Annotated in this window: 23 protein-coding genes and 1 pseudogene; 10 read left to right on the forward strand and 14 right to left on the reverse strand. The window is 66.9% G+C overall.

What is annotated here, in order from left to right; all coding sequences use genetic code 11:
* Nucleotides 1-2: 2 nt before the first annotated feature.
* Nucleotides 3-722, reverse strand: coding sequence for a hypothetical protein (locus tag AC1HFH_RS18450; RefSeq protein WP_480244036.1), 720 nt, complete (start codon nucleotides 720-722; stop codon nucleotides 3-5).
* Nucleotides 710-1,609, reverse strand: coding sequence for a hypothetical protein (locus AC1HFH_RS18455; protein ID WP_480244037.1), 900 nt, complete (start codon nucleotides 1,607-1,609; stop codon nucleotides 710-712). The genes AC1HFH_RS18450 and AC1HFH_RS18455 overlap by 13 nt, the downstream gene beginning before the upstream one ends.
* Before the next feature lie 141 nt (nucleotides 1,610-1,750).
* Here AC1HFH_RS18455 and lspA point away from each other — a divergent pair, with 141 nt between their 5' ends.
* The 3 genes from lspA to AC1HFH_RS18470 are packed head-to-tail and all read left to right on the forward strand — an operon-like array spanning nucleotide 1,751 to nucleotide 4,027.
* Nucleotides 1,751-2,386 (forward strand): signal peptidase II, encoded by a 636-nt coding sequence (gene lspA / locus AC1HFH_RS18460; protein WP_480244038.1) that lies wholly within the window; start codon nucleotides 1,751-1,753, stop codon nucleotides 2,384-2,386.
* Complete coding sequence (locus tag AC1HFH_RS18465; RefSeq protein ID WP_480244039.1) at nucleotides 2,383-3,309, forward strand: RluA family pseudouridine synthase; 927 nt, start codon at nucleotides 2,383-2,385, stop codon at nucleotides 3,307-3,309. The genes lspA and AC1HFH_RS18465 overlap by 4 nt, the downstream gene beginning before the upstream one ends.
* Nucleotides 3,302-4,027 (forward strand): hypothetical protein, encoded by a 726-nt coding sequence (locus AC1HFH_RS18470; RefSeq protein WP_480244040.1) that lies wholly within the window; start codon nucleotides 3,302-3,304, stop codon nucleotides 4,025-4,027. Before AC1HFH_RS18465 ends, AC1HFH_RS18470 begins: the two co-directional genes overlap by 8 nt.
* Before the next feature lie 28 nt (nucleotides 4,028-4,055).
* Here the strand turns inward: AC1HFH_RS18470 and AC1HFH_RS18475 are convergent, their stop codons facing one another.
* Together AC1HFH_RS18475 and AC1HFH_RS18480 are read right to left on the reverse strand one after the other, a co-directional pair.
* On the reverse strand, nucleotides 4,056-4,877 hold the full coding sequence (locus AC1HFH_RS18475) for a PhzF family phenazine biosynthesis protein (RefSeq protein ID WP_480244041.1): 822 nt from the start codon (nucleotides 4,875-4,877) through the stop codon (nucleotides 4,056-4,058).
* An 82-nt stretch (nucleotides 4,878-4,959) separates the two neighbouring features.
* The gene (locus AC1HFH_RS18480; RefSeq protein WP_480244042.1) at nucleotides 4,960-7,377 is read right to left on the reverse strand and encodes a cation-translocating P-type ATPase; all 2,418 of its coding nucleotides are present in this window, start codon (nucleotides 7,375-7,377) and stop codon (nucleotides 4,960-4,962) included.
* Nucleotides 7,378-7,530: 153 nt separating this feature from the next.
* Here AC1HFH_RS18480 and AC1HFH_RS18485 point away from each other — a divergent pair, with 153 nt between their 5' ends.
* Nucleotides 7,531-7,704, forward strand: coding sequence for a type II toxin-antitoxin system Phd/YefM family antitoxin (locus tag AC1HFH_RS18485; protein WP_480244043.1), 174 nt, complete (start codon nucleotides 7,531-7,533; stop codon nucleotides 7,702-7,704).
* A gap of 11 nt (nucleotides 7,705-7,715) precedes the next feature.
* On the opposite strand, the gene AC1HFH_RS18490 is transcribed toward AC1HFH_RS18485, so the two are convergent.
* From AC1HFH_RS18490 to AC1HFH_RS18535, 10 genes are all read right to left on the reverse strand, one after another.
* Nucleotides 7,716-8,114, reverse strand: a complete 399-nt coding sequence (locus AC1HFH_RS18490) for a PIN domain-containing protein (protein ID WP_480244044.1) — start codon at nucleotides 8,112-8,114, stop codon at nucleotides 7,716-7,718.
* Nucleotides 8,111-8,332 (reverse strand): type II toxin-antitoxin system VapB family antitoxin, encoded by a 222-nt coding sequence (locus tag AC1HFH_RS18495; protein WP_480244045.1) that lies wholly within the window; start codon nucleotides 8,330-8,332, stop codon nucleotides 8,111-8,113. The genes AC1HFH_RS18490 and AC1HFH_RS18495 overlap by 4 nt, the downstream gene beginning before the upstream one ends.
* A gap of 18 nt (nucleotides 8,333-8,350) precedes the next feature.
* The gene (locus tag AC1HFH_RS18500; RefSeq protein WP_480244046.1) at nucleotides 8,351-8,509 is read right to left on the reverse strand and encodes a hypothetical protein; all 159 of its coding nucleotides are present in this window, start codon (nucleotides 8,507-8,509) and stop codon (nucleotides 8,351-8,353) included.
* A 940-nt stretch (nucleotides 8,510-9,449) separates the two neighbouring features.
* Nucleotides 9,450-10,052 (reverse strand): DUF3558 family protein, encoded by a 603-nt coding sequence (locus tag AC1HFH_RS18505; RefSeq protein ID WP_480244047.1) that lies wholly within the window; start codon nucleotides 10,050-10,052, stop codon nucleotides 9,450-9,452.
* On the reverse strand, nucleotides 10,010-12,436 hold the full coding sequence (locus AC1HFH_RS18510; protein ID WP_480244048.1) for a TPR repeat domain-containing protein: 2,427 nt from the start codon (nucleotides 12,434-12,436) through the stop codon (nucleotides 10,010-10,012). Before AC1HFH_RS18510 ends, AC1HFH_RS18505 begins: the two co-directional genes overlap by 43 nt.
* Nucleotides 12,436-12,744 carry a hypothetical protein gene (locus tag AC1HFH_RS18515; RefSeq protein ID WP_480244049.1) on the reverse strand — a complete coding sequence of 103 codons (309 nt, stop codon included), beginning with the start codon at nucleotides 12,742-12,744 and terminating at the stop codon, nucleotides 12,436-12,438. Before AC1HFH_RS18515 ends, AC1HFH_RS18510 begins: the two co-directional genes overlap by 1 nt.
* Before the next feature lie 158 nt (nucleotides 12,745-12,902).
* Nucleotides 12,903-13,532, reverse strand: coding sequence for a DUF3558 family protein (locus AC1HFH_RS18520; RefSeq protein WP_480244050.1), 630 nt, complete (start codon nucleotides 13,530-13,532; stop codon nucleotides 12,903-12,905).
* Nucleotides 13,529-13,924: a hypothetical protein gene (locus AC1HFH_RS18525; RefSeq protein WP_480244051.1), complete on the reverse strand. Its 396-nt coding sequence runs from the start codon at nucleotides 13,922-13,924 to the stop codon at nucleotides 13,529-13,531. The genes AC1HFH_RS18520 and AC1HFH_RS18525 overlap by 4 nt, the downstream gene beginning before the upstream one ends.
* Nucleotides 13,925-13,935: 11 nt before the next feature.
* Nucleotides 13,936-14,709: an ESX secretion-associated protein EspG gene (locus AC1HFH_RS18530; protein ID WP_480244052.1), complete on the reverse strand. Its 774-nt coding sequence runs from the start codon at nucleotides 14,707-14,709 to the stop codon at nucleotides 13,936-13,938.
* Nucleotides 14,706-16,346: a hypothetical protein gene (locus tag AC1HFH_RS18535; RefSeq protein WP_480244053.1), complete on the reverse strand. Its 1,641-nt coding sequence runs from the start codon at nucleotides 16,344-16,346 to the stop codon at nucleotides 14,706-14,708. The genes AC1HFH_RS18530 and AC1HFH_RS18535 overlap by 4 nt, the downstream gene beginning before the upstream one ends.
* A 494-nt stretch (nucleotides 16,347-16,840) precedes the next feature.
* Between AC1HFH_RS18535 and rarD the strand changes: the two genes are divergently transcribed.
* The 6 genes and pseudogenes from rarD (at nucleotide 16,841) to AC1HFH_RS18565 (ending at nucleotide 25,546) form a co-directional block, all read left to right on the forward strand.
* Entirely contained in the window at nucleotides 16,841-17,794 is a 954-nt protein-coding gene (rarD, locus tag AC1HFH_RS18540; protein ID WP_480244054.1) for an EamA family transporter RarD, read from the forward strand.
* Nucleotides 17,795-17,878: 84 nt separating this feature from the next.
* Nucleotides 17,879-18,772: pseudogene (locus AC1HFH_RS18545) on the forward strand (LysR family transcriptional regulator); the annotation flags it as partial.
* A gap of 354 nt (nucleotides 18,773-19,126) precedes the next feature.
* Nucleotides 19,127-20,437, forward strand: coding sequence for a DNA polymerase IV (locus tag AC1HFH_RS18550; protein WP_480247891.1), 1,311 nt, complete (start codon nucleotides 19,127-19,129; stop codon nucleotides 20,435-20,437).
* 49 nt (nucleotides 20,438-20,486) lie between these two features.
* A complete protein-coding gene (locus AC1HFH_RS18555; RefSeq protein ID WP_480244055.1) occupies nucleotides 20,487-21,005 on the forward strand; it encodes a WKL family lipoprotein in 519 nt (172 codons plus the stop codon).
* A 157-nt stretch (nucleotides 21,006-21,162) separates the two neighbouring features.
* Nucleotides 21,163-24,468 (forward strand): arabinosyltransferase domain-containing protein, encoded by a 3,306-nt coding sequence (locus AC1HFH_RS18560; RefSeq protein WP_480244056.1) that lies wholly within the window; start codon nucleotides 21,163-21,165, stop codon nucleotides 24,466-24,468.
* Nucleotides 24,469-24,640: 172 nt separating this feature from the next.
* Nucleotides 24,641-25,546 (forward strand): UTP--glucose-1-phosphate uridylyltransferase, encoded by a 906-nt coding sequence (locus tag AC1HFH_RS18565; protein ID WP_480244057.1) that lies wholly within the window; start codon nucleotides 24,641-24,643, stop codon nucleotides 25,544-25,546.
* Nucleotides 25,547-25,660 lie beyond the last annotated feature (114 nt).

Consider the following 25,660-nt stretch of genomic DNA (forward strand, 5'->3'; position numbering starts at 1 on the left):
GGTCAACCGGTGAACCGGGCCACCTGAACCGCGGTGAGATCGGCGAGCACCCCGGGGTCCACCTCTTCCGGTGCGCTGACCGCCAGCTGGATCAGCGTGTTCCCGGCCTGCACCAGGGCCACCACCGAATGCAGGATGACACCCGCACTGCCGGTGCGTATCTGGAACGCCGTCGAGGCCTGCCCGGCCGGGGGCTGGTCGAGGGGCAGCACCCGGTAGTCGACGGCCGGTTCGGCGCCGGCGGCGGGGGTGCGGTATTCGGTGCAGCGGCGCAGCAGCCGTTGCAGGCTGGTGAAGGCGGGTGACAGGGCGGATTCCGGATAGCCGGCGGCATCGATATCGATCGTGGCGAAACCCGGTCCGGCGAAATGCACCGCGGCGGCGGTCTGTGCGCCCGACCGCTGCTGCGCGAGTGGCATCAGGATCTGGGCGCACTCCCCGGGGTCTGTTTCCGGTGGGATCGGCGACACACCCGCGGCCGGTTCGACCACGGTGAATTCACCCGGCAGATCACCGGGGCCGAGCAGCGCGGCCGCCAGCTCGATATCGGTCGGCACGACACCCGTACCGGGTTCGGCGCGGACCAGCGCGCCGAACGCCGACGGCTCCGGCGCGGGCTCGTCCACCGTGACCTCCGGACCGGCGCAACCGACCGCCAGCACCGCCCCCAGGAGCAGCACCGACCCCCGCAGCACCGTATGTCCGCCGATCACTGTCCCCACGTCACCCGGGTGTCCAGATCCTGGGTGAGGCTGCTCTCGGTGCGCGGGTCGAAATAGGCCTGATGTCCGCCGACCACCACGCTGCCGGAAACGGGCAGCGGCAGCCCGAGGTCGACGATGACGGTGCCGGAACCGGCCATCGCGTAATCGGTCACGTTCAGGATTCCGGCGTCGTTGGGCAGCGGCCATTCCTGCGCGGTCGGGGTCTGCTGGATCTGCAGGTCCAGGGTGAGCCGATTGCCCTCGCGGGCCACCAGCGTCGCCGTGGTGACCTGGTCGAGATCCACCCCACCGGTCACCTTCTGCTGCATGGTCCACACCGCGCCGACACCGATCGGCTGATCCGGCAGCGCGACGGACCGATAGACCGCCTGATAGAAGGCGCGCTCCAGGGCGGCCCGGGCGGCGTTCGAGGTGTCCGGCGACGGATCGAGGCGCAAGGCGGTGATCGCGCCGCGATCACTCAGATCGAAACCGGCGTGCGAGCCGTCGGCGGTCGTCAACGCCTCGGCCAGTTCCGGGTCCGGCGAGGTGACCGCGCCGATCGTCAGCCCGACACCCTGCCGGTCGGTCACCGCGGTCAGCGGGATGGTCATGGCGGGAGCGGAGAAATCGCGGGCCGGGGCCTGGTCGATCTGCTGCTCGATGCGGTACTCGGTGTGCAGCGTCACGTCCTGGCGGACACCCGGCGGGTAGTGCGGGAGCAGCAGTTCGCGGGGTTCGGCGCCGGCGTCGAGCACCGTGCTCACCGGCGCCGCGATCGGCACGGTGACCTGCCGGCCGAGCCCGAGCGGCTCGGTGCCCTCGGCGTCGGCCTGCGGCGTCGCCGGTTCGGCGCACCCGGCACCGAAGGCGGCGAACCCGACCACGAGCGCCACGACGAGCATTCCGGGACGCGCCGATCGGGGTACGCGAGAAGAACACAAGACCGTCACAGCGATCAGGGTACGACCGCTTCCTGAGGATCAGCTGGGACATGCGCACCACCTCGACGCCTGCCCGGCGGGCCCTCGAGCGATGATGGTCGGGTGAGTGATGACCGGCCAACCGACAACAGCGCCGCCCGGGCCACCGAGGAATCCGCCGCCGACCCGGTCGACGGCTCCGGCGATGCGGCGACCGGCGCGGAGCCCGACGTGCCTGCCCGGGCCCGGCGGCTGCACACCCTGCTCGCCGTGGCAGCGGTGCTGTTCGCCCTCGACCTGCTGACCAAATCACTGGCCGTCGCCCGCCTCACCCCGGGGGACCCGGTGCCGATCATCGGCGATTTCGCCCGGCTGAGCCTGGTCCGCAATCCTGGTGCGGCCTTCTCCATGGCCACCGGCATGACCTGGCTGCTCACCCTGATCGCGGTGGCAGTGGTGATCGGCGTGATCCGGATCGGCCGGACCCTGCGCTCGCTGTGGTGGGCGATCGGCCTGGGCATGGTGCTCGGTGGCGCACTCGGCAACCTGGTGGACCGGATCTTCCGGTCGCCCGGGCCGTTGCAGGGACATGTGGTGGACTTCGTCGCGATCGGCTGGTGGCCGGTGTTCAATGTCGCCGATTCGGCCATCGTGTGTGGTGCGGTGCTGCTGGTGGTGCTGACCGTTTTCGGGTTCGAACCGGACGGCAGCCGCAGCGGCCGCAGCAACACCGCCGGGGACGAGGAGCACGGCCGATGAGGGAAACCAGGACGATGCCGGTGCCCGACGGGCTCGACGGCATGCGGGTCGACGCGGGACTGGCCCGGCTGCTGGGACTGTCGCGGACCGCGGTCGCCGCCCTCGCCGAGGAGGGCGCCGTCGAACTGGACGGCGTCGCCGCCGGCAAATCCGATCGGCTCACCGCGGGCGCCTGGCTGGAAGTGGTGTTCCCGGAGCCCAAACGGGAGCTGGTTGTGGAGGCCACCCCGGTCGAGGGGATGAAGATCCTCTACGCCGACGACGACATCGTTGCGGTGGACAAGCCGGTCGGGGTCGCCGCGCACACCGGGGTCGGCTGGTCCGGCCCCACCGTCGTCGGTGGGCTGGCCGCCATGGGATATCGGATCTCGACCTCCGGTGCGCACGAACGGCAGGGCATCGTGCACCGGCTCGACGTCGGCACCTCCGGAGTGATGGTGGTCGCCCAGTCCGAGCACGCCTACACCGTGCTCAAGCGGGCGTTCAAGCAGCGCACCGTCGACAAGCGCTATCACGCACTGGTGCAAGGGCACCCCGACCCCAGCAGCGGCACCATCGATGCGCCGATCGGGCGGGCCCGCGGCGGTGAATGGAAGTTCGCCGTCACCGCGGACGGGCGGCCCAGCATCACCCACTACGACACGGTCGAGGCGTTCCGGGCCGCGAGCCTGCTCGACATCCACCTGGAAACCGGCCGCACCCATCAGATCCGGGTGCATTTCTCGGCGGTTCGGCACCCCTGCTGCGGCGATCTGACCTACGGAGCCGATCCGAAGCTGGCGCAGCGACTGGGCCTGGAACGGCAGTGGCTGCATGCCTGCAAGCTCGGTTTCGCGCATCCGGCCGACGGCCGGTGGCTGGAGATCACCAGCGAGTACCCCGCCGATCTGGAACACGCCCTGGACGTGCTGCGGGATGGCTGATCCGGCACCCGGTGAAGCGCCGGACCGGGACGCGCCGGACGCCGGCACCGGCCCGGTGCGGCGGTTCGGGCCCGGCGGATGGCTGACCCTGGCAGCCGCGGCGGCCGTCGTGCCGATCGTCGTCGCCTTGGGTGTGGCGAACCCGCGGCCACCGGACCCGATCGGCACCGATCGGCTCGGCCCGGTGCCCGGAGAGCAGGTGGCCGACTATCTGGCCGACGCCCGCGACTCGCTCACCGTCGCCGACGAGGAGCCGCGGTGGGCGCTGGTGTCGTTCACCGGCTACCTGACCCCGCAGCAGATCCCGGAACACGATGGCGGGCTACGCATCGCCGGGGTGGTGCAGCACGTCCCGATCCCGCGGGTGCAGACCCCGGTGGTGCTGGTGGCCACCCCCGCCGGCGATGCGGCGGCCGTCGCCTCGGCGGCCGCGGCGGCCGGCCTGATCACCGAACAGCAGCAGGCGACGCCGCGCGCCGCGGAGGTCGCCCGGGTGAGCGCGGCCCGGCTCCGCGACGGCTGTGCCTGCACCGCGGGGCTGGTGGTCCGCGGCACCCCGGCCGAACTGCGCGAACTGGCCGGACAGCCCGGGATCCGGGCGGTCGAGGCGCTACCGGCCGATGCGGTCGCCGGCCGGTACGCGGTGAACGCGCTGCTGCCCGATGCCGAGGGCAGTATCGAGCCGCAGCCGGACGACGGGCCCGTTCCGGGCCGGTGATCCGGCCCGGACCACCCGGGCGGTGCCGTCAGCGCTCGTCGAGCACCACGACACCGTCGAGATAACGCCGGCAGCGGCCGAACAGGCGGACCCGGTCTCCGTCCAGTTCGGCGCGCAGGGCACCGCCACGCCGGGAGAGCTGGCGGGCGGTCAGCGAGGTCCGGCCGAGTTCGGCGCTCCACAGTGGCACCAGCTGGGCGTGGGCCGACCCGGTGACCGGGTCCTCGGGCACTCCGATCCCCGGTGCGAAGAACCGGGAGACGAAATCGGCGGACGTGCCGGCCGCGGTGAGGATCACGCCGCGCGGAACCTGTGGAAACGCACCGAAGTCCGGGCGAGCAGCGCGTACCTGCTCCTCGTCGGCGACGACGATCACCTCGTCGCGCCCGGTCCACGCGCGCAGCGGCACCACTCCGAGCGCAGCGACCAGCTCCGGATCGGGTTCGGTCGGCTGTGCGGGGCCGGCGGGCAGGTCCAGCACGTATTCGTCGTCGTCGGTGCGGTCGACGTGCAGCCACCCGGAGCGGGTGTAGCAGCTCACCCGGTCCGCTCCGGGCCGGATGTCCTCGAGCAGTTGTGCGGCGGTGGCCAGGGTGGCGTGCCCGCACAGATCCACCTCGGCTTCGGGGGTGAACCAGCGCAGGTGCACGGCGGGCCAGTCGCCGGGCGGTCCGCCGGCTTCCGGAGGTAATTCCCAGGTGTAGAACGCGGTCTCGGCCAGGTTGTTCTCCTCGGCCAGGTGTTGCAGCAGCGTATCCGGCAGCCAGGCCGGCAGCGGCATCACCGCGGCCGGGTTGCCCGAGAACGGTGCGTCGGCGAACGCGTCGATCTGGTGCAGCAGAACCTCCATGACCCGCAAAGGTACTCCATCGGTGAAATCTTGCGCGGTGCAAGGGTTCTCGAGGCAGTACCGGGGCAGCGACCGGGCCGGGTCAGTCGTCGGTGGCCACATCCGGCAGCAGTTTGCCGTGATGCCCGGTCGCCGCCGCGGTGAGCCACCACGCGGCCTCTACCAGGACGATGCCCACCAGCCCGCAGACGACCGCGGCCGTGGTCAGGCTCGGATTCGAGGGATCCAGTTTGAAGAACTCCTGGGTGAACGGGATCGTGAACAACAGCACGTAGGCCAGCACCGAGCCGACGATCAGCACGATCTTCCACCAGACGTACGGCCGCGCCACCAGGGCGAGCACCCACACCGCGATCATGATCAGGGTGATCAGGGCGGTGGTGCCCGCCTGCACCTTCTGGGTCTCGGTGGCGTCCGGGCCTTCGTAGGCGATCAGGTAGGCGACGAAGGTCGCGACACCGATCACCACTCCCGACGGGATCGCCAATCGCATCACCCGGCCGACGAACCCGGTGCGGGCGCGTTCGTTGTTCGGCGCCAGGGAGAGGATGAAGGCGGGGATGCCGATGGTGAACCAGGCGGCGATGGTGACGTGCCGCGGCAGGAACGGATAACCGATCGGTTCGTAGTCGAACAGCTGCGATCCGACGCCGGCCAGGCCGACCAGGAAGGCGAGCAGCACCGAGTACACCGTCTTGGTGAGGAACAGATTCGAGACCCGCTCGATGTTGCCGATCACCCGGCGTCCCTCGCCGACCACATAGGGCAGCGTGGCGAACTTGTTGTCCAGCAGCACGATCTGGGCCACCGCACGCGTGGCCGGACTGCCCGAACCCATCGCCACACCGATATCGGCGTCCTTGAGCGCGAGCACGTCGTTCACCCCGTCACCGGTCATCGCGACGGTGTGGCCACGCGATTGCAGGGCGCCGACCATGGCCCGTTTCTGGTCCGGCCGGACCCGGCCGAAGGTGCTCTCACGGTCCAGCACGCCGGCGAGTTCGGCGGCGTCGTCGGGCAGTTCCCGGGCGTCCACCGGGTGGTCACCGCCGGGCAGATCCAGGGAGGAGGCGACCGCACCGACCGATACCGCGTTGTCGCCGGAGATCACCTTGATATCGACCTGCTGGCTCTCGAAGTAGCGCAGCGTGGGCGCGGCGTCCGGGCGCACCTTCTGTTCCAGCACCACCAGGGCGGCGGGCGTCACCCGGCCCGGCGCGTCCGCGGCGTCCACCGCACCGTCACTGCGGGCCAGCAGCAGCACCCGCAGGCCCGCCGAACCGAGTTCCTCGGCGCGGGCGGCCGCCGCCGAATCCGGGTCGAGCAGCACATCGGGGGCGCCGAGCAGCCAGTTGCCGTGCGCGCCGTAGGAGATACCGCTCCACTTCTTCGCCGAGGAGAACGGCGCGACCGCCGTCTGCACCCAGCCGGGGCCGTCCGGCAGGGCTTCGGCGATCGCCTGCACGCTCGCATTCGGCCGCGGATCGTCGCTCGCCAGCGCCGCGAGGGCGGTCCGGACCTCGGACTCGTCCGCGGCGTCGAGTGTCTCGATTTCGGACAGCCGCATGCCGTTCTCGGTCAGCGTGCCGGTCTTGTCCGCACACACGACGTCGACGCGGGCCAGCCCCTCGATCGCCGGTAGCTCCTGGACCAGGCATTTCCGTTGCCCCAGCCGCACCACGCCGACGGCGAAGGCGATCGAGGTCATCAGCACCAGACCTTCGGGAACCATCGGCACCAGCGCGGCGACCATCCCGGCCACCGCCGGCCGCCACGATTCGCCGCTGGAGAACAGCTGGTTGTAGATGATCAGCAGCCCGGCCGGGATCAGCAGATAGGTGATCAGGGTGAGGATCTTGTTGATGCCGTTGCGCAGTTCCGAATTCACCAGGGTGAATTTGCTGGCCTCTTCGGCCAGTTTGGCGGCATAGGCGTCGCGGCCGACCTTGGTGGCGCGGTAGGCGCCGCTGCCGGAGACCACGTAGCTGCCCGACATCACCTGCGTGCCGACCGGTTTGTCCACCGGATCGGCCTCGCCGGTCAGCAACGATTCGTCCACCTCCAGCAGCGCCGACTCCTCGACCTCGCCGTCGACCACGATCTGGTCGCCGGGACCGAGCTCGATCAGATCGTCGAGCACCACCTCCCGGGGCGCGACCTCCTGTGCCGCCCCGTCCCGGCGCACCACCGGCTTGGCCTGGCTGACGATCGCCAGCTGATCGAGGGTGCGTTTGGCCCGCACCTCCTGGATGATGCCGACCGCGCTGTTCGCGATGATCAGCAGTCCGAACATCCCGTCGATGATCGACCCGGTCGCCATCACCAGGACGAACAGCACACCGAGGATCGCATTGATCCGGGTGAACACGTTCGCGCGGACGATATCGCGCACCGACCGGGTGGCACGGTCCGGCACATCGTTGGACAGCCCGTCGCGCTGCCGCTGCGCCACCTGCGCCGCGGTGAGCCCGGTGGCCGGATCCTGCACGGTGATCGACATGCCTGCCAGCCTAAGCGGTCGCCGGCCGAATCCCAGGTTCCGCGTCTCCGATGGACTAGACTTGCTTGTCGACTGACCGCACCGTCGGCCCGCGAGCTGCGGAACCAGACCGCTGACGTCGCTGAGCGGGTCGAATTCGGCGAAGGGATCGATATGCTCGACGACGATCGCCAGGGCGAAACGACCATCGCCGCGCCCCGGCGCCGGCAGTGGATCCCTGCCCAGGAGATCGTCGATGAACTCGTGCGCCTCGGCCCCGACCCCACGAGACTGCGTGCAGAGCTGCGGAACACCTTGGCGCACACAACGGACGATCTGCGGTGGTGAGCGTGCGACGCTCAGGCCTCGATGTTGCGCTCCGACAGTTCCGGGAGCACCTTCGCCACGGTGGCGAAATCCTGATCGGCGTGTAGCACCGTGAGGCCATGGTGGACGGCCGTTGCGCAGATCACCAGATCCACCGGTCCGGGTCCGCGGCGCTGACCTCTCCTGGTCACCATCTCGGCCCATCGCCAGGCTGTCTTGGGCACTGCAACGTCGGCGAATGCCGAAAGCTCGTCCTCGAACTCGACTCTATCGGCTGGGCCGGTGGCCGACACCAGCAGTTCGAGCCGGGGAGGAATGCACAGGCCGATCAGCCCGGACTCGATGGTTCCGAGCCATCGCATCCCGATCGTCTCCGATCGCAGGATCCGCCATACAGCGGAGGTGTCCACCAGGTAGCTGGTAGTCGTCACACCGGTCCCCGGGTGGTGCGCTTACGCGCTTCGTATGCCGTGATCGCCCCATCCAGGCCGCCCCGTTCCGCACGTTTCACCAGTTTGTCGAGCGCCTCCAACCGCTTGAAGCGGTAGACGTAGTCACGCAGGGCACCGTTGATGGTGTCCTTCTTGGTCTTGGTACCCATCAGTCGCATCGCCTCGGCGAGAGTCGTGTCGTCCACGTCTACGTTCATCGTGCCCACCTGGTCTGCTCAGTCGATCTTGACATAGTTGATCAGCTCTGCCGCCAGCTCGCTGCCGAGCGTGCAGGAGGTCTTTTCCGGGTCAGTGCCGAAGTCGCCGTCCAGGATCAAGGTACCGCCCGGAACTTCGACGACTACAGAGCACAGTTCACTGTCCGGCGGCCCCAACGGGCCTATCAGTCCGTGTCCCTTTTGCTATACCCCGCGAGGTGCATATACTCGGCCCGCCGGGATGTATCCTTCTCCTGTCATGTCTTTCCAGCGCTGCAGCGCGGCTTCTGTTCCTAGTTCGGCCCGAGCACTGGGATTCTCCGTATAGAAGGCCAAGAATCTATAGAGAGTGGCTCGGTCGACGCTAAACCGTGGACATTCGATACGGATGGTTCCTTGTATGTGTTCGCGGTCCAGCATCCAAATACGCATACGCGTCGAGCCGATATTCAGTATCGGGACGTTAATAATAGAGCGCCAGCGAGATCCGTGATTTCCGGCAATATCAATCAATTGGACACGGTCGAAGGAAGTGCCCGCGTTTGCAACGTCGGCCCACGGTAGTACCGTTTCAGAGCTCCAACCATACAGCCTGATTTCCTCGGCGCTCAGCAGGATAGCCCCAGGTCTCAGGCGCCCCACTAGCGCCAAAACGGGAACCGATGCTACGGGTAGTCCCAGAAAGCTGAATACTATGGCGAGCGGCGATATTTCTGGCCATGCGGTAACGAACAGCTCGATCGAACCCAAGCCGAAAAGGAACAAAAACGAGATCCAGATCGCCTGGAATAGCCAGAAGTAGGTTCTCGACCCGGGTATTGTTGTGACGTAGCCGTTTCCTTTACGGCTGAGTCGTGCGGAACTGCGGTACCCTATCCGAACTCGGGGGAAACCTCCGAAGAGGACCGCCGAAAACAAGGTTGAGCCAAAAAGTGCTACGTACTTCGAAACTCGATGAGCTGCGTTGTCGACGCTGAACCACATCGCGAATGCGAAAGATTCGAGAAGAACTCCGACCAGGAGTATTGTCAACGCTGACAGAATCCACCTCCTGGTCGATCCAGGTGGTTCACTCCACATAGGCTTCCGATTTGGATAAGAAGTTTGCATCCAGGTCTTAGTCGATCCTGACGTGAGGAAGTATCGCTGCTGCTACCTCGCTGCCGAGTTCACACGCATCCTTGTCCGGGTCGGTGCCGAAGTATCCCTCCAACTTTAGCGTCCCGTCATCGATTTCGACAATGACGGTACACTGGTCGCCGCCCCAAGCTCCCACTAGCGCCTTTCGTCCCGATATCTTTACATCAGGGTTGTTCGACAACGTTACTGAGTTGAATTTGAATCGGTCTCTCACCCAAGGGTAACTTCGATTTGTTATACCAATTATAAATCCTTCAGTTCGGCTCGGAAGGAAGTCGGCCGAGCATCCGTTGCTCGAGCTATTTGGTAGTTGTGGATCTGAATCCGGATACCAGGAGGTCTCTCTTATGGCTAGATTACTTCTCGCGAAGAAAGAAGCAGGTATATCGTCGCACGGGTTTGCAATCTCCGCTCGCACATAAGGTTCAATGACGGATGTAGAACTTTCACTGGGTTGATTGTCGCTATTGGGGGGAGCACCGCATCCGGAGAGCATTAATGCCAGTGGAACAGAAGCAATGTAAGGCCACTTGTATGTCAATTTCCGCCCCCAGGTTCCTCTACGCCTCCGGTGAGCCATCGGCGAAGATCGTCCTGACTACGTGCAACGGTAAGAGAGTACGACGAGTCGTATGCTGCTCCATACCGGTCTCGATAGTCCTCCAGTTCTTGAGGTGATAGGGGGGATTCTTGCTTACTATTCAAATATTTGATGTGCTCTCGGAAATCCTGGGACGCTGTTGCGCTATCCCCGTAGACGTCCGGTAGTTGAGTCCCATGCTTGTCGGGTACAGGGTTCCACGTCTCGATCACGTTGTCCATGCCAGTGTCTCGGAGGCTGCCGACCAGTCCGTGAACCATCGGGCCTCCAGGGAGGCGTGAAATTCCTGCATCCGTGCCGTCGGCTATTAGACCTTTAACGATTTCGGCGCCCTTCTGCTTGGTTTCCCACTGGTCTTGAACATGTTGGTTATGGCTCTCGGCGTCCAAGGAGTCGCGGTAGAGCGCCGCGTTCTGAGCGGCCGCGTTCATGTGGGCATCAATGTTGGCGAGATACTGGGTTGTGGTCAGAGGAGCTGGATCCGAACCGTTGACCATGGTCTCGACTACTTCGGTATGCATCAACTGCCGAGAGGTTTCCATCGTCAACGCGCCCTCATCGGAAAGATTGGCAAGGAAGGCCATCCGGCGCCCATCGTCCGGGGACAGGTGCAGCTCGCCGTTCTCTGCGCTGGTAACCACCGGGTAGGTTCCTCCCTGGCCGTCCGGCTCTACCGGGGGAAGATGCATAATGTCCACATTGGGTGCGAGAGCAAGCGCCATCCCCGAGGCGAGTTCGGGATTCTCCACGAAGGCTTGGGAGTTGAGTTCGAAGCTCGTTGTACCATCGCCGGCGTCCTTGGTGATCGGACGCCCGTCGTCCATCAGGAGAGTTCCATTGGGGTCGGTGGGTGCGAGCTGCTCAGGCAACGTTGCGATCACCTCGCGTGCCCTGTCGCCGGTTTCGCCGGAGGTATGACTGTACTCGCCGCTCCAGTCGTACAGGCCCGCAGCTGCTTTGCCGTCATCTGGCCATTCGTGCCGGACGATATTTGTAACGAACTCGTCGGGGTTGTACTTCTTCGGTCGATAGTCCTCGCCGAGCGCACCATGGGACATATCGGCCTGCACACCATCGCCGGTTATCAATGCGTGGGATGACTCATGGTTTCTACTACCTATATCCAGGAATTGCTGAGCCGCTCCGTTGATCATCTTGTCATCGTCGGCCTTGAATGTTGGTGGAAGTTCACGCCCCCAGGTCTCCTTATATTCGTCTAGATAGTGAGATAGAGACTCACCTTGACGAGCCATTTCGATGCAGAATTCTTTCCCGGGCACGAAAGCAGGGTTTGCCTCGCCTACCAATTCGGCGAACCGTGCGCGATCGAGGAAATCTTCACGATTATGATAGCCGGAATCTCTGATACATTCTTCCGCTCGGCCAGAAACGAGTTTTCGAATATCCTCGGGGAGGTCTTGGTATCCGCCCTGAGATATGATATTCCCTTCGGCGTCGCGGGATACGATATTTTCGTTGCTCACGATCATTAGGCCATTGGCCAGGTTGTCCCGCTGTTGTTCTGCAGCTTCACGCTCTGCCGGGCTCCGATTGTGCGAGTCGTTCTCGATAGTCGACAGATGGTCATTCAGATCGAGAAGACCTTCCTTGCCCAAGCCCTGGTAGAGGTCTCGGTAGTATTCCTGCACGGCGGCTGGAACGGTCGTTACCTCTTCGCCATTCGCGAGTGCCTGCTGTTCCTCGACAGTGAGAGGATAGTCGGGCATGTTGTCGAGGATCTCGCTGATGGCTGCTTCGTCGTCGTCGCTCAGGGCCTTCGCCAGTCCCTCACCATCTTGTTTTCCTAGCCGCTCAGCAGCAGCGGCTGTTTCGGAGACATCGATACTCGACTCGAGGAGGTCACCGGCTGTGCGGATCAGCAGGCTGTTCTCGGTGAGTGCCCGTTTCTGATTGTCGAGCTCACCCAACAACGCATAGAAAGCGGAACGAATGGCTTCCTGGTGTATGTCGCAAGTTTCGCGGTCGACGGTCTCACTGTCAGGTATCTGCCAAATGTTATCGACCCACAGTCCGAGGGCTTCGGCCTCGGTGATCTTGTCCAGCACAACTTGTTGATAGCTGGCCAGGCTGTCACCGGCCTTCGTCAGAAGATCATCAGTGTCTTCTGTCTCGAAGTAGACCTTTCGAGCCTGCGAATAGTCTTCATCGACGCGGTCGTATGCGGCATTGTACGCTTGTCCCTGCCAGTCGGTGCCGATGTCGGTGAAATGCTTACGGGTTCGATCGATCTGCTCCTTTACAAGTTCGTTTGCAGACCGTACAACGGTGGCCCAGTCCTTCAGGGCGTGAAAGTTCCACTTCCGAACTTCGGGTGGTGTTGGAAGTCCTTGAGAGTTCGGCATCATTTCCCCCCGAGTGCATGAACGTCAAACTTGTCCAGTTCTCGCCCGAACTTTTCATCCGTCATATTATAATCGGAAGCGCATCCTCTGACTTTCTTGGCTACGGCACGTTGCCGTTCGGCGATGTGCAGGAAAGCGACTTCGATGAATTCCCCAGCCTGTTCGCAGGTGGCTACCAGGTCGCATTCGGGTAATGCGGCCACGAGATCGGAAAGTGCGGTTCGTACGTCGGCTGCGTCAATGTTGTCGGCCACATCGTCCAACACGGTGGCCAGCGAGTTCAGCTGGTCGATATCTGCTTGTAGCATTCCCACGTAACTCTAGTCCCTTAATTCATGTCATCTAGTGCATGTTTTAAATTCCTGGCGCATCCCACAGGCTGTTTGGTTATGCGTGCCTGCTTGGCTCTCCACCGGTGTAGCTGGAAACGATCGCACGGCGGTAGGGGATCACGTCCGCCTTCTGGTCACCCATCCGGTGTTAATTCCTCAATAGACTCGGCCGCTTCGGTGACATGGTCGCAAGCGACCCAGTCGGTCAAGACTGGTTCGCTGGATACCCCCACGGTCACCGATCCATCGGGGCCGGGGAACGAGATACTGCAGGCATGTGCTGCCGTCTCGGTCGAGAACACAGCTGAGGTTCCGTTCAGGTCGATCGCCCGGGTGTTCTGGAGCTCCTGGTCTTTCAGCTCCGATAGGGTGATATTCGATGATCGTATAAGCAGCGACCCTACGCCGATTGGGTTGTCGGTGAACCGTCCCTTCTGGACCCTGTCGAAAGTGCAACCGATGAGTGCGTAGTCATCTGAAACGTAGTCGATCCGCTCCCGTGTCTTCGGGTCGAACCCAGAGGCGGCTACAACCGAGTCGGGTATCGTGAAGCATGGATCCCATTCCACCGGAGGTCGGGACCTATCGGGTTGGTGCGGTGCCGCTTCCACTGTCACCGCGATCGCAACAGGTTCTGGCTTTATTGAGGTTGGCAGTTCGGCAGGGGGCTGCGAATCGGTCTCTGTCGTGCATGCCGATGAGGCCGCGACGAGTATGAATGACGTCAGCGCCGTCATTTTCTGGGCCCACTTGCTCATAATCATCGCTTGGAATCCAAACGCTCTTCCTGCATGCGGAGTCTTTGCTGGTTCAGCGCGTCTGCATCTTGAATCCGGCCAGCGGACCGCAAATAGGCTTCCTGCAAGTGCGCGACGCCGTAGATCAACTGGTCCAAGACGTCGAGTCCCTCTGCAGCTTTGTTGACGAATCCGCGCCTCAGTTCGCCTGCTGACTGGAATCCCCCGAATGCGCACCCCTCCTTCGCGGCATTGAGGTCCTTTTTGACCTCCCGCAGTTCGGCGACGACAGTTTCATAGTGTTCCACGATCTCGCCGACCTTGTCCGAATCCAGTTTCAAGTGGCCGCTTCGCGCACCTTCGAGGAGGGCGTTGACTTCGGCTTTTCCATAGTCCAGGGCAGGGGGATTTCCGGTCATTGTGGGACCTTTCAACTGATGTGGCTGTGCAAGCCGATCCCGGCTCGGTTGCGAAGCTGCTCGGCGATGTGGTCCGCAGAAACCGGGGTGACGATGGTCTCAGTGTTGATCACTTCTACGAGGTAACGGCCTGAGGCGAACTGTCCCGGTGGGATGTCGATCCAGGAGAGGTACTGGATCGGGTATGGCCTGTCGGTGAGTCCGCGTTCGATGATCAGCTGCCCCTCTGCACTTCGGCGTAGGTGGGCGAGTTTGCGGATTCTCTCGTCGACTGGGAGGCGGCCGTCTTCCGATCGTCGCCAGGTGGTCGGTGGTTCCTCGCCGAAAACGCGGGGTGTGTAGCCGAGCATCGGGCCGGCGCCGCCGGGCTCGGCGGGTGGCATTGTGGCCGCTACGTGCAAGGGGGCGGCGTGTGGTGGGGTGGGGATCAGCCGGATCGGGCCGCTATCTTCTGGCGGCCCGGGCTTCTGGGTCAGAACAACTGCTGTGGTGGGCCCCAGCGCGGCATGTGTTCGTACCTCGCGGCCATCGGACAGAGTGCCGTAGCACCGTAGCCGGACGTCGGGATTCGCCAGGGTCGTGAACGCAGGTGTCAGTGTTTGGGTGAGCTCTGGGGTGAAGCGCTGCTGGAATTGGGGTACCTGGCGTACGTATTCATCGCTGGTAGTTGCTGTTTCCTGGATGCGGAGCGGGTCCGGCCAGGCGAAATCGTCGAGGTCGGTGAGGCGACGCCACAACCATGCGAATTCGTCGGGGGTGAACGTGATGTGGTCGAACGCAGTCACCGGACTTCACCCTCCGACCGGCCGGTTGGGCGTTGGGGTGCCGTTTCGTCCGGATCCCAGGTGTGCTGTGCGAGCAGGGCGGCGACTTCTGGTGACAGGGTCGGGGACTGGGGCTCCATCGGAGACTGTGGCTCTGCCGCAGGCTGTGGTGTTCGAGCTTCCGGGGGCACCTCCGAGGTATCGGTGGTTGGGACAGGAGCATCGTGGTTGGGTGCTTGGATTCGGGCAGGCGTGCCGGCCTCATGTTCAGCCGGCGGCATGGGCCGGTAGGGGTTGTCGTCCTGCGCTGCCACCGACTCGGCGCCGATCACCCCATCGGCTGTTGTGATTCCCTCGAGCCAATCCGGTTGAACACGGCGGAGGTAATCGGGAATGCTTTGATCAGGGTCGTCTTCACCGCGGCGCTGGCCTGCTCCCGCACCCATCGGTCCCATTGCGGCGGGCATTCCGCTGCGAGGGCGGCCACCGCCGGGTCCGGCAGTGGCCGCCGGTGCCGCCGTGTTACCAGTGCCAGGAGTAGACCCGCCGGGGCCCGGTGCCGATGGGCTACCGGGGCTACCGGTGCCGCCGGTGGGGGATCCGGGCACACCTGCCCCGGGAGTTCCTGAGCTCGGGCCTGGGGCCGCAGGCAGGGTGGCCGCCGGGGTCGTCGCTGCTGGGCTGGCCCCTGTCGGGCTGGTCGACTGCGGTGGCGATTGGTCGGACGCAGGTGTGGAGCTCTGTGGACTCTCGGGATTGCCGGCAGACTGCGAGTCGCCAGGTTCCGGCTCGCCAGCGTTCTCGGGCTTTTCCTCGGACGGACCGGTCGGCGAATTCTGCGGGCTGGAAGGGGAAGCGCCGGTCGGGGAACCGCTGCCCGGGCCGGCCGGGCTGTCGCCGGGGCCTTCTAGTGCCTCGGGCACGGAAACAAACGATGGGACGCCGGAGCCGGCCGGAGGATAGCCGGGCTTGTAGATCGAGTTCAGTGCGGCGACGGCCTGCCGTTTGGCTTGTTCTTCGGCCTGTCGCGTGTCCGTGACGAAGGCAGGATTCGGGATACCGGGGATGACAACTTGCTGCGGGTCATCGGGGTCCCGCGGCCGGAGCGCCATCTGCATAGTCGGCGGCTGCACCGCGATTTTTGTGGCTTCGCCGGTGTGGTAAAGCTGCGCGGTTCGGCTGGCCATGTCCGAGAAGACGCTCGAGACTTCGTTTGCTACATGACCCAACCGCATCGACGCAGCACGGGCAGCGTCTCCGGCTGCACCGACCAAGGCGTCATCGTCCAATAGCGTCTTGATCCTTGCGATCATCCCGAAGGTGGAGATGAGCGACAGATGCGATGAGGCGTCCAACCACGCCTTGGCCATTGTGTTCAGCCCGGAGGTATCGATGCCGCCCGGGCCGTGGACCGCGTTGTAGAGGTCGGGCCAGGTCCAGCCTTCGAAACGTTCATCGGTGTGGACGTAGTCTGGATCCGTGCCGGCGCCGCCGTCGATCAGTTCCCGGGAATGTTCGCGGACCTGGTCCTTGATGTGAGCTGCCGCTTCGACGGCTTCGGTCGGGTCCTTGGCCTGGTCCGGCGTCAACAGCATCGTGTTCAGATCAGGTAATGCCTGCTCAGGAACCGTTGGTGCCTGGTCGTCGTATGCACCCAAGATTTCGCCCCTCGTGTCCCGACTGTGCCCGCCCCCGGGCCGAACTGGGCACAGTTTAGCCGACCCGGATTGCCGGGCTGCGCGCCTCGTGCACGGAGGTACTCCGGCATCGCGAGCCGATGTCTCGTACTGCGAGGTGGCACCGCGCAGGTCGCACTGACCGCCTCAGTAATCGGTGATGCGGTAGCGCTTGTTCTTCGTGTCCGGCGATGCCTCCGGAAAGTCGCCGAGCAGCGACAGCTCTCCCGCCACCAGCAGCGGGGACAACGGGTTCGTGGTGGCTGCCCGCAGGAAGTCGGTTGCAGCCCATCCCCGGCTGCCAGGTTTCCCACCGCTCGACTGATATCGAGTCTTAGTATGACCGAATCCAACTTAGATCCGATCTATGTCGGATAGGCAGGATGTAGTCGACCCGGATCGGACGTTCGGCCGATACTCCTCGCCGGTCACCGAGGCGAATGCGGTGCGGCAGCGCCGGACCGTAGCCTGGTCGGGTGCGGCGTGCTGGTGGTGTTCCGGGGGCGGTGTTCGGGGCCGGGGCCTACGGGATCTGGGGCGCCTTTCCGGCGTTCTTCGGGCTGCTGGCGTTCGCGAGTCCGGTCGAGGTGCTGGTACAGCGCATTCTGTGGACCCTGGCCGGATCGCTCGCCGTGCTGTGGGCGATCGGGCTGCTGCGCGGGCTCCGGGAGATCGACGGCCGGACCTGGCGGCTGGCCGCGGCCGCCTCGGCGGCCATCTCGGTGAACTGGGGTGTATACGTCTACGGAGTGTTGTCGGGACGGGTCGTCGAATGCGCGCTCGGCTACTTCATCAATCCGCTGGTGACGGTGGCGTTCGGGGTGGTGCTGTTCCGGGAGCGGCTGACCCGGGCGCAATGGGTGGCGCTGGGTCTCGGCGCCGCCGCTGTGCTGGTGCTGACCGTCGACTACGGACGCCCGCCGGTGATCGCCCTGGTGCTGGCCTGTTCGTTCGCCCTGTACGGGTTGACCAAGAAGGTGATCGGCCTCGATCCGCTGCGCAGCGTGGCGGCGGAGGGGATCACGGCGGCACCCGTGGCACTGGCCGTGCTGGCGGGCCTGGTGGTCACCGGAAACAGTTCGTTCGGCTCCGGCCCCGGCCACACCGCGTTGCTGATCGCCACCGGTCCGGTCACCCTGGTGCCGCTGCTGCTGTTCGCCACCGCCGCCCGCCGGGTGCCGCTGTCCACCATGGGGCTGCTGCAGTACCTCACCCCGGCCCTGCAGATGGCTTGGGGAGTCGCGGTATTGCACGAGCCGATGCCGGCCTCCCGCTGGGCCGGCTTCGCACTCATCTGGCTGGCGCTGGCTGTGTTCACCGCCGACGCGTTGCGCCGGGGCCGCTCGGCCCGCAATTCCGCGGCGGCAGCACCGCCGGAACAGGCGGCCGAACCGGCTGCTTTCGGCCGCACCGGGCCCGCCGCCCCGTAGCCCTCGCCGGGGCCGGCTGCCGCCCGGCAGCAGGAACATCCGGCTCCCGTCCTCGACGGGGCCCGCCGCGGTTAGCATTCGGGTGTGCTCAATCCCGCGATCTCGCGCACGGACGAACCCCTGGACCTGCGGCGGCTGCAGCAGTTCCTCTGTGTCGCGGAGGCGGCCGGTTTCAGCCGGGCCGCCGAGCGCCTGCATCTGAGCCAGCAGGCACTCAGCAGCTCGGTCGCCCGGCTGGAGACCCAACTGGGCGTGCGCCTGTTCGACCGCACCAGCCGCCAGGTCCGGCTGACCCCGGCCGGTGAGGCCCTGCGCGACGGCGCGACGGCGCTGCTCGCGGCCGGCCAGGTACTCACCCGCCAGGTGCGTGATATCGCGACGGCCCAGCAGCGGCCGTTCGTGGTGGCGCACACCCCGGCGGTGACCGCCGAGGAAGTCCACGAACTGCTGGCTCCGATCCGATCGGATCGCGTCGACGTCTCCGTGACCGTGATCCAGATGTTTCCCGGCGAGCTGGAACCCGCGCTGCTGGACGGCCGGATCGATCTGGCGTTGCGACGCGGAGTGGCCACCTCGCCCAGGGTCACCACCGCGGTGATCGGATACCACCGGTTGCGGATCGCGGTGAGCCGCAGGCATCGCCTCGCCGAGCGCACCTCGATCGACATCCGCGAACTGCGCGAGGAACGCATTGTGGTCTGGGCCCCGCCGGGCTGGTCCTTCTACACCGATTTCGTGCTCGGTGCCTGCCGCCGCGCCGGCTTCGAACCGGCCCTTGTGGTGGACCGGATCCAGGGCACCACACCGGTCACCGCGGTCCTGGACTACCCGGAAGCCGTCGCCTTCGTGACCGGCCACGCCGGTCCTACGCTGGGCGGTGCGGTGCAGGTGATCGACCTGGACGATGCCCCGCTGGCCCCCATTCAGGCGCTCTGGCTGCCGCATTCGCGCTCCGCGATCCGGGACCTGCTGACCACCCGGGGCGGGTCGGGCGAGTTCGGCACCGAGGATGTCCGGCACACCGCCCCGATCGCCCGGCCCGCCCCGGCGATGGCTTCGGCCGCCGATCCGGTGACCGCCGACAACGGAACTGTGACAACCGGTAGCAGCGCGTCGGACCCGCGGCCGAACGGTCCCGAATCGTACCCACCGGCAACGTAGCGTCCTGCGCAATACGGATACGGAGGTGGACCTGCCGACGGCGGCACCCACGTCGCCACCGGGGACGGCAGGTACCGGCCCGGCGCACGCCGGGTGTCGGTACCGGCGCGTACCTTCTCGGCTGTGACCGGTGACTTCGCGGATCCGGCCGCTGATCGGGCGGCCCGGTGGGTGCTGCACATCGATCTCGATGCCTTCTTCGCCTCCGCCGAGCAGCTGACCCGGCCCACCCTGCGGGGCCGGCCGGTCCTGGTCGGCGGCACCGGCGGGCGCGGGGTGGTCGCCGGCGCCAGTTACGAGGCGCGGGCCTTCGGGGCCCGTTCGGCGATGCCGATGCATCAGGCACGCCGCCTCGTCGGCGGGACCGCCGTGGTGGTGCCACCGCGCGGCGTCGTGTACAGCGCGCTCAGCGAGCGGGTGTTCGCCACCCTGCGCGAACAGCTGCCGATCCTGGAGACACTGTCGTTCGACGAGGCGTTCGCCGAACCACCCGAACTCGCCGGGGCCGGTGTCGAGGAGGTTCGGCGGTTCTGCATGCAGTTGCGCGCCCGGGTGGCCGATCGGACCGGTCTGATCGCCTCGATCGGTGCGGGTACCGGCAAACAGCTGGCCAAGATCGGCTCCGGGCTGGCCAAGCCGAACGGCATCCGGGTCATCGGCCCCGCGGAACAGCAGCACCTGCTCGCCGGACTGCCGGTGCGGGCCTTGTGGGGAATCGGCCCGGTCGCCGAGGGCAGATTGCGTGGTCTGGGGATCGAAACCGTCGGCGCCTTCGCCGCGCTCCCCGAGGCGGAGGCCGCGTCCCTGCTGGGCGGCAGCGTCGGGACGGCGCTGCACCGGCTGGCCCGCGGGATCGACGACCGGCCGGTCGCCGAACGGGCCGAGGCCAAGCAGATCAGTGCCGAGACCACCTATGAACGCGATATCGTCTCGCTCGCCGGATTACGGCCCGCCATCGCGGCCATGGCGGCCGCGGCGCATCGCCGGCTCGCCCGGGACGGTCGCGCCGCCCGGACCGTGGTACTCAAGCTCAAACGGGCGGATATGAGCATCGTGACCCGGTCGACGACGCTGCCCTATGCCACCACCGACGCCACCACGCTCACGGCCGCTGCCCAGCGCGCCGCCACCGACCCGGCCGACCTCGGCCCGATCCGGCTGGTCGGGGTCGGGTACGGCGGATTGTCCAGTGTGCAGCAGGAGTCGCTGTTCCCGGAGCTGGATCAGGCGCTCCCGGACGATCCGGCGCCGGCCGCCGAACCGGGCCGCGCCCCGCACCGCCCGGACCCGGTTGCGCCGCAGTGGTCCCCGGGGCTGGACGTGGCGCACCCGGCGTTCGGGCACGGCTGGGTGCAGGGCGCCGGATACGGCGTGGTGACGGTCCGCTTCGAAACCCGTTCGACCGGACCGGGGCCCGCGCGCACCTTCGCCGCCGACGACGAGCAGCTGGACCGGGCGGATCCGCTGGCGAGTCTCGATTAGCGGTAGCCTCGTGCCCACCCTGAACCCACTCGAAGCAAAGGACGAGCAGTTGAAGTTTCGGAGGACCGGACGTGTCGCGGTGGCGGGCCTGGCCGTGTTGGCTGCCCTGGGCATGAGCGCATGCAGTGACGACAACAAGGGCGGTTCGGAGCCCGCAACCACGACCAGTGCTGCCGCGGAGGCGACGACGACGGCCGAGGCGGCCGCGGAGCTGCCGCCGGTGCCGACGGTGGAGGAGCTGAACGCGCAGCTGACCCAGGCGCTGGATCCGTCGGTGCCCAACGAGGAGAAGCTGAACTTCGTCCAGGGCGGCGAAGCCGACCCGGAACTGCCCAACCGGCTCGCCGTAGCCGCCCAGGACGCCGGCGTGCAGGTCGTGGTCACCGACGTCACCGCATTCGGTGACGCCGTCAGCGCCAAGGCCGACTTCACCATCCCCGGCCAGGCCACCAACGTCGTCGACGTCCCCTTCGTCGCCGAGGACGGGGTGTGGAAGGTCCAGAAGGACTGGGCCTGCACCATGCTCACCAACCTCGGCGAAGAGTCGGTGGCCTGCGCCCCCGCCTGACCCCGGCGGGGGCGCAGGCGGTAGCGGAGGGCCTGCCGGCCCCCTCGGGGGGTCAGGCGCATCGGACACCGCCTGATCCTGTCTAGGCATCCCGTGCCCGGTCCCGGTTCGCCCGGGGCCGGGCACGGCCGCATTCCGGTGGCTACTATCGACCGTCGTGGTCGATACCTTGGTGCAGCCGCCTCGTCAGGAGCCCGCGTCCGAAGCACCCCGATCCGGGGCTGCTGCGGCGCCTGCCCGGCGGGTGCGGATCGTGGCGGTGGTCGCCGCAGCGGTCGCCGTGCTGTGCGCGGTCGCGCTGCCGCTGCTGCCGGTGCAGCACGCCGATGCGAGCCTGAGCTGGCCGCAGGATCCGGCCGCCGCCGATATCGAAGCACCGCTGATCGCCTATGCCCCGACCGAGTTGACGGCGGCCGTTCCGTGCACCGCCTTCACCACGCTGGCCGGCACCGGCGGCGTGGTCGCCGCGACCGTCCCGCCGCAGTCCGGCCAAGCCGAACGCTACGGGTTCGTGCTCAAGGTGGTGGCCGATACTCCGGAGCGCCCGGGCCGGGTCGATGCGGTATCGCGGAATACCCTGTTGTGGTCGGCTCCGCTGGCCGACGTGCTCGGCGGCGATTGTCTGCTGACCGCCGAGATGTCGCCGGGGCGTAGCGCATTCACCCTGACCGGCCCCGATGGGACGGTCCTGTCGGAGCAGGTGCACGACCGGGATATCCGTCCGCAACTGGTCGGCGTCTTCAGTGATCTGTCCGGCCGGGCGCCGGCCGGTCTGCGAGTCGACGCCGACGTCGACTCGCGCTACATCTCCTCCCCGACCGCACTGAAGCTGGCCGGTGTCGCCGGCTGCCTGCTGGGCACGGTGATCGCACTGCTGGCCCTGCATCGTCTCGACCGGATGGACGGTCGCCGCACCCGGCGGATCCGGTGGGCTGCTGCGCTGCGCCCCTCCCGGTGGCGGCTGTCCCCGGTCGACTGGGTGGTGTTCGGCACGCTCACGATCTGGCATTTCCTCGGCGCCAACACCTCCGACGACGGCTACATCCTGGGCATGGCGCGCGGGGCGCAGAGCTCGGGGAACATGTCCAACTACTATCGCTGGTTCTCCGTCGACGAGGGGCCGTTCTACACCCCCTACACCGATGTCATCGGCTGGCTGGCGCAGTTCTCCGCCGCCGGCCCGTGGGTGCGGATCCCGACCACCCTGGCGGCGGTGCTGGCCTGGTGGGTGATCAGCCGGGAACTGCTGCCCCGGCTCGGCGTCGCCCTGCGGTACGACCGCACGGTCCGGTGGACCGGGGCACTGGTCTTCCTGGCCTTCTGGCTGCCCTACAACAACGGTCTGCGCGCGGAACCGTTCGTCGCCCTGGGCGTGCTGCTCACCTGGGCCGCCACCGAACGTGCCGTGGCGACCCGCCGGCTGGTCCCGGCCGCGGTGGCGATCCTGTGCGCGGCCTTCACGCTGACCGCCGCACCCTCCGGCATCATCTGCGTCGCGGTGCTGCTGGCAGGCGCCCGCGCGGTGCTCCGTACCATCGGCGACCGCGCTCGCACCGTCGGCTATCTGCCGCTGCTGCTGCCCCTGCTGGCCGCAGGGACGGCGGTCATGGCCGTGGTATTCGCCGACCGCACCCTGGGCGGAGTGCTCGAATGGCAGGCGGTGCACAGCGAGATCGGCCCCGGTGAATCGTGGTTCCTGGAGTTCCTGCGCTACCAGTTCCTGCTGCAGCTCAACGCCGACGGCTGGCTGACCCGCCGGTTCGGGGTCTTCGTGATGCTGCTCGGCCTGGCGGTATGCGCGCTGACCATGCTGCGCCGCGGCGGGCACATCCCGGGCACTGCGGTCGGGCCGTCCCGGCGCCTGATCGGCATCACGGTCGGGGCGATGCTGCTGATGATGTTCTCCCCCACCAAGTGGACCCACCAGTTCGGCGTGTTCGCCGGCCTGGCCGCCTGTGTGGCCGCCCTGACCGCGGTCGCGGTGAGCCCCCGGGTGATGCGGCCACTGCGGAATCGGGCGCTGTTCGCCACGGCATTGTTCTTCGCGCTGGCCCTGACCTTCGTCGGCATCAACGGGTACTGGTACGTCTCGGCCTGGGGCATCCCGTTCTGGGACAAGCCGCCCACCCTGGCCGGGTTCGGCTGGTCCAGTTTCGCCGTGCTGCTGGTCGCCGCGACCGGCGCACTCGCCGCATGGTGTCATCTCCGGCCGGACCGGCAACCGCGGCCGGGGTCGCCGCTCGACCGGATCGCCCGGACCCCGATCCTCGCCGTGGTGGCCGCCGCCATGGTGCTGTTCCTGCTGGCCACCTTCGCCAAGGCCGCGGTCGCCCAGTACCCGGCGTATTCGCTGCTGAAGGGCAATATCGACGCGGTCGGCGGTGGCTGCGGCCTGGCCGACGAGGTGCTGGTGGACACCGATCCGAACGCTTCGATGCTCACCCCGCTGTCCGGCCCGGTGGCCACCGGGCTCGGCGGCGCGGCGGCGGCCGGCTTCGGCCCGGACGGAGTGGCGCCGGTCCTGGTGTCCGATGAGGTGGAATCCACCACCGGCCGCGCCAACTCGGTCTCCGACGATCCGGACGAGCTGCGCGATGCGGCCAGTTCGGCCGGTTCCGGAACCCCGGACGGGCGCACCGCCCAGGTCGGCGTCAACGGCAGCAGTGTCGCTCTGCCGTACGGCCTCGACCCGGCCGGCACCCCGGTGCTGGGCAGCTATCAGGAGGGCGATCAGCGTCCCGCGACCCTGACCAGCGAATGGTATGGGCTGTCCGGTACGGAGGGCCCGCTGATCACGGTGGCTGTGGCGGGCCGGATCCGCTCCGTCGATGCGGACGGCATCGAACACTACGGGCAGCGCCTCGAACTGGAGTACGGCCGCACCCGCCCGGACGGCGGCGTCGACCCGCTCGGCACCGTGCTGCCGATCGATATCGGCCCGGCGCCGATGTGGCGGGATCTGCGGGTGCCGCGGGAGCTGCTGCCCGCCGAGGCCGATGCGGTACGGCTGGTCGCCGAGGACCGGGATCTGAACGCCGATCAGTGGCTGGCCGTCACCCCGCCGCGGGTGCCGCAGACCAGCACCCTGAACGATCTGGTCGGCAGCGAGACACCGGTGCTGCTGGACTGGTCGGTCGGGATGCACTTCCCCTGCCAGAATCACCTGCCCACCCGGTACGGCGTCGCCGGCCTCCCGGAATACCGGATCCTGCCGGACCGCAACGGCGCCACCATCACGAATCTGTGGCAGGGCCACGACGGGGGCGGCCCGCTCGGCTGGACCCAGCTGCTGTTCACCACCCGCACCCTGCCCGCCTACCTGAACCACGACTGGGACCAGGACTGGGGTTCGATCGAGCAGTACCTCCCGCGCGATCCGGACGCCGTTCCCGCGGACCTCACGATCGAGCCGGTGACCCGGCCGGGAACCTGGACCCCCGGGCCGATCATCACGTCCTACTGAGCGATTCCGGGCCTGACCACCGGCACCCGGCACAGCGCAACCCGAAACGCCGGCTCGTTGCACACGCAACCCCGTCGGGAGCGAGTCTTATGAGCGACGTTCCGGGCCGGAACACGCGTAGGCGGAGCCTGCGCCATCGGACACAGCCGGATCGGTATGTGATGATCACAGGATGAAGATCCGCAAGGCCGTCATTCCGGCAGCCGGTATCGGCTCCCGGCTGCTTCCGCTGACCAAGGCGACTCCGAAGGAGATGCTGCCGGTCGGCGACAAGCCGGTGATCGAGCACACCGTCCGGGAACTGGTCGCCTCCGGTATCACCGACATCACGATCGTCGTCAGTGGCGGGAAGTCGTTGATCCAGGATCACTTCCGGCCCAATCCGGCACTGGTCGCCCAGCTGCGCGCCGACGGCAAGACCGCATTCGCGGACGCCGTCGAGGAGGTGGGCGAGCTGTCCCGGCTGGGGCACATCACCTACCTGGATCAGCACGGCCCGTACGGCAACGGCACCCCGGTGCTCAACGCCGCCCGGAACCTGGGCGACGAGCCGATGCTGGTGCTGTGGCCCGACGACGTCTTCGTCGCCGACGTCCCGCGCGCCCAGCAGCTCATCGACGCCTACGAGGCGACCGGCGCGCCGGTACTGGCGCTGATGCCGATGGACCCGGCCGATTCGCAGCGGTACGGCGTGCCGGTGGTCACCGACGATCGCGGCGACGGACTGCTGCGCATCACCGGTCTGCAGGAGAAGCCGAAGCCCGAGGACGCACCGTCCGGTTACGCCGCCATCGGCGGCTACGTCGTGACACCGGGGATCATCGACCAGCTGCGCAAGCAGACCGAGGCCTGGTACGAGCATCGCACCGGCGAGGTGTACCTGACCGATGCCATCAATGCGCACGCCGCCGAGAACCCGGTCTTCGGTCAGGTGATCAACGGCCGCTGGTACGACACCGGCAACCCCGGCGACTACCTGGTCGCCCAGTTCGCCTCCGCCCTGGCCCATCCCACCTACGGTCCGCTGCTGCGTGATCTCGCCGCCGAACTGGACGGCAGCCGCCCCGCAGCGGACTGAGATCGCCACCACCCGTATCGCTACCGGTCTGCCGCACGATACGGGTGGGCGCTGCCTCGGCGTCGATCGACGGCGGCGTGCCTATCGATCGCTCGGGAAGGTGCGGCTTGTCGA

The sequence above is a fragment of the Nocardia sp. KT25-26 genome, assembly GCF_056627695.1.

Excerpts from the sequence above, each read along its gene's own strand:
- AC1HFH_RS18485 (WP_480244043.1), top strand. The coding sequence starts at position 7,531 with ATGCTCGACGACGATCGCCAGGGCGAAACGACCATCGCCGCGCCCCGG.
- AC1HFH_RS18455 (WP_480244037.1), bottom strand. The coding sequence starts at position 1,609 with ATGCTCGTCGTGGCGCTCGTGGTCGGGTTCGCCGCCTTCGGTGCCGGG.
- AC1HFH_RS18505 (WP_480244047.1), bottom strand. The coding sequence starts at position 10,052 with ATGGCTCACCGGAGGCGTAGAGGAACCTGGGGGCGGAAATTGACATAC.
- AC1HFH_RS18515 (WP_480244049.1), bottom strand. The coding sequence starts at position 12,744 with ATGCTACAAGCAGATATCGACCAGCTGAACTCGCTGGCCACCGTGTTG.
- AC1HFH_RS18520 (WP_480244050.1), bottom strand. The coding sequence starts at position 13,532 with ATGATTATGAGCAAGTGGGCCCAGAAAATGACGGCGCTGACGTCATTC.
- AC1HFH_RS18495 (WP_480244045.1), bottom strand. The coding sequence starts at position 8,332 with ATGAACGTAGACGTGGACGACACGACTCTCGCCGAGGCGATGCGACTG.
- AC1HFH_RS18565 (WP_480244057.1), top strand. The coding sequence starts at position 24,641 with ATGAAGATCCGCAAGGCCGTCATTCCGGCAGCCGGTATCGGCTCCCGG.
- AC1HFH_RS18465 (WP_480244039.1), top strand. The coding sequence starts at position 2,383 with ATGAGGGAAACCAGGACGATGCCGGTGCCCGACGGGCTCGACGGCATG.
- AC1HFH_RS18475 (WP_480244041.1), bottom strand. The coding sequence starts at position 4,877 with ATGGAGGTTCTGCTGCACCAGATCGACGCGTTCGCCGACGCACCGTTC.
- AC1HFH_RS18525 (WP_480244051.1), bottom strand. The coding sequence starts at position 13,924 with ATGACCGGAAATCCCCCTGCCCTGGACTATGGAAAAGCCGAAGTCAAC.
- AC1HFH_RS18510 (WP_480244048.1), bottom strand. The coding sequence starts at position 12,436 with ATGCCGAACTCTCAAGGACTTCCAACACCACCCGAAGTTCGGAAGTGG.
- AC1HFH_RS18480 (WP_480244042.1), bottom strand. The coding sequence starts at position 7,377 with ATGTCGATCACCGTGCAGGATCCGGCCACCGGGCTCACCGCGGCGCAG.
- AC1HFH_RS18470 (WP_480244040.1), top strand. The coding sequence starts at position 3,302 with ATGGCTGATCCGGCACCCGGTGAAGCGCCGGACCGGGACGCGCCGGAC.